This window comes from Nonomuraea sp. 3N208 (genome assembly GCF_052245935.1).
GTDB lineage: Bacteria > Actinomycetota > Actinomycetes > Streptosporangiales > Streptosporangiaceae > Nonomuraea.
Map to the genome: position 1 here is coordinate 1 of NZ_JBQQBR010000160.1, position 1189 is coordinate 1189.

At 67.4% G+C, this 1189-nt stretch carries 1 protein-coding gene; it reads right to left on the bottom strand.

The features are described 5' to 3' along the window. Positions 1 to 118: 118 nt before the first annotated feature. A partial coding sequence (locus tag ACTWPT_RS60005; RefSeq protein ID WP_443186480.1) for an extracellular solute-binding protein occupies positions 119 to 1189 on the bottom strand: 1071 nt, incomplete at its 5' end.

The following is a 1189-nucleotide window of genomic DNA, read 5'->3' on the forward strand; positions in this document are numbered from 1 at the left end:
AGGTAGAACACCACGAACAGCACCACGAACGGCAGGATGAACATCCAGCCGATCCAGCTCCGGCGTAAGGCGATCCGGACGACGTCCGCCGCCCGCCCCGTTGTGGGTACCGCCAGTGTCACAGGCCCGTCCCGATCGTGTCGGCCTGCGACTGGATGGACTTGGCCGTCTGCTCGGGGGTCTGCGTGCCGCGGGCCAGCTTCTCCAGCTCCGCCTCCAGCACCCTGGCCACCTGCTCCCACGTCGGGAACGGCGGCGGCGTCTTGGCGTCCTTGAGCTGCTCACCGAAGACGGCCAGCTGCTTGTCGGCGGTCAGCTCGGGCTCCTGCCAGGCCACCTGCACGGAAGGCAGCGCCTTGACCGTCGTGTACCACTTGGCCTGCACCTTCGGCTCGCTCAGCCACTGCAGGAACTTCCAGGCCGCGTCACGGTTCTTCGCCTTCTTGAACACCGCCATGGCGGAGCCGCCGATGAAGCTGGTGCCCGAGACGGGACCCTTGGGGTAGGGGGCGACGTCGAACTTGTCCTTGAAGTCCGGCCCGCCGTCGTTGTTGAGCACGCCGATCATCCACGGTCCAGAGAAGAAGCCGCCGACCTCGCCCTTGATGAAGGTTTGCGGGAAGGCGCCCTCGGCCGTGTTGGTCGGGGCGAGCTTCTGCTTGAACAGCGACTCGTACTGCTTGAGCGCGGTCACCGCCTCGGGCGTGTCGAAGGTGTATTTGCCGTCCTTGACGATCTCGCCGCCGGCCTGCCAGATCAGCGGCAGCGTCTCCTGCCAGGAGGCGCCGAGCGTGTAACTCTGCTGGAAGCCGTCCTTGGCCCCGCCCTTGTCCTTGAGCGCCCTGGCGAACTCGGTGAACTCCCGCCAGGTCTTCGGCGGCTCCACTCCGGCCTTCTTCGCCTGGTCGGTGCGGTAGTAGAGGACGCGGGTCTCGACGTACCACGGCACCCCGTACGCCGTGCCGTTGAGCTCGACTGTCTGCCACGCGCCGGGGAAGAACGCCGACTTGTCGACCAGATTGCCCGGCGTGGGGTCGAGCGCGCCGGTCTTGGCCAGCTCGCCCGACCAGGTCGAGCCGATCATGCTCACGTCGGGTGTGGCGCCGCCCGCGATGGCCGCAGTGATCTTGTCGTGCGCCACGTCCCACCCGATCGCCGTGACGTTGACCTTCACGCCGGGATTGGCGGT